Raw genomic sequence first — 1,639 nt, 5'->3', positions numbered from 1 at the left:
CGTGGTGGAGCGGAGTGAGAAGTTTTCAGTGAACAGTTTTCAGTAAAAAACCTGGCCGGAGTTTCATCGGTGCCGAATCGAAGACCTGTTGGAGGTCGCTTGCGGGCGAAGGGTGGCCCGACCGGTTCGCGCGCAAGCGCCCTCCAACAGGCGAATCGCGCGGGGCGCCCGACCGAAGGCCTGTTGGAGGCCGCTTGCGGGCGAAGGGTGGCCGGGCCGGTTCGCGCGCAAGCGCCCTCCAACAGGCGAATCAGCGCAACGCCCGACCGAAGGCCTGTTGGAGGCCGCTTGCGGGCGAAGGGTGGTCAGGGCAGTTCGCGCGCAAGCGCCCTCCAACAGTCGAATCGCGCGGGGCGCCCGACCGAAGGCCTGTTGGAGACCGCTTGCGGGCGAAGGGTGGTCAGGGCGGTTCGCGAGCAAGCGCCCTCCAACAGGCGAATCAGCGCAACGCCCGACCGAAGGCCTGTTGGAGGCCGCTTGCGGGCGAAGGGTGAATTCCTCGTTCGGTCGTCTGGTCTCGCGGGTTCAGCAATCGTGGTGTGGCGGCGTGCGCCACCGACCGGCGCCTCTTCCGCGAATGCCGGATCCCCGGAACCCTGAATCCCGCCCCGCATGCTAGCGTTCGACCATGGCCACGGGCTGCGCGGAAAGCGACTGGGTGTTCGGCTACGGATCACTGATCTGGAAGGTCGACTTCCCGGTCATCGAGCGGGCCGTGGGTCGAATCGAAGGCTGGCAGCGACGCTTCTGGCAGGGCTCGCACGACCACCGCGGAACGCCCGATGCGCCCGGCCGGGTCGCGACCCTGGTCCGAGAACCCGGCGCGCGCTGCCTCGGCGTCGCCTGGCGGGTCTCGCACGACGTCTTCGAACACCTCGACCACCGCGAGAAGAACGGCTACGGGCGGTACCGCATACCGATCCGTCTCCAGCACCCATCGCGGACCGTCGAAGGCGTCCTCTATGTCGCCGAGCCCGACAACCCGGCCTGGCTCGGCCCCGAGCCGATCGACGCCATGGCCCGCCACATCGCCGTGGCTCGGGGCCCCTCGGGCCGCAACGCCGACTACCTGTTGCACCTGGCCCGCGCGCTGCGCGAACTCGGGGAAGACGACCCGCACGTCTTCGAGCTCGAGCGGCGGGTGCGAGCGGAACTGGCGGCCTGAGCGATCGGGTCTCGTTCTTCACTCGATCGTTCGGCCACCCTTCGCCCGCAAGCGGCCTCCAACAGGAAAGGCAGGGGAAACCGTCCGGATCGACTGTTGGAGGGCGCTCGCGCGCGAATCGGCCCGGCCGCCCTTCGCCCGCAAGCGGCCTCCAACAGGAAAGGCAGGGAAACCGCTCGGATCGACTGTTGGAGGGCGCTCGCGCGCGAATCGGCCCGGCCGCCCTTCGCCCGCAAGCGGCCTCCAACAGGAAAGTCAGGGAAACCGCTCGGATCGACTGTTGGAGGGCGCTCGCGCGCGAATCGGCCCGGCCGCCCTTCGCCCGCAAGCGGCCTCCAACAGGAAAGTCAGGGAAACCGCTCGGATCGACTGTTGGAGAGCGCTCGCGCGCGAATCGGCCCGGCCGCCCTTCGCCCGCAAGCGGCCTCCAACAGGAAAGTCAGGGAAACCGCTCGGATCGACTGTTGGAGGGCG

At 68.8% G+C, this 1,639-nt stretch carries 1 protein-coding gene; it reads left to right on the top strand.

Going from position 1 to position 1,639, the window contains the following annotated elements; all coding sequences use genetic code 11:
* Positions 1-628: 628 nt before the first annotated feature.
* Positions 629-1,165 (top strand): gamma-glutamylcyclotransferase, encoded by a 537-nt coding sequence (locus HFP89_RS15620; RefSeq protein ID WP_168718613.1) that lies wholly within the window; start codon positions 629-631, stop codon positions 1,163-1,165.
* Positions 1,166-1,639 lie beyond the last annotated feature (474 nt).

The organism is Wenzhouxiangella sp. XN79A (assembly GCF_012272825.1).
In the GTDB taxonomy this organism is placed as follows: domain Bacteria; phylum Pseudomonadota; class Gammaproteobacteria; order Xanthomonadales; family Wenzhouxiangellaceae.
This window is presented reverse-complemented; position numbering and strand designations above follow the sequence as displayed.

What these genes read in the sequence shown, in the direction of transcription:
- HFP89_RS15620 (WP_168718613.1), top strand. Translation starts at nt 629, where the DNA reads ATGGCCACGGGCTGCGCGGAAAGCGACTGGGTGTTCGGCTACGGATCA.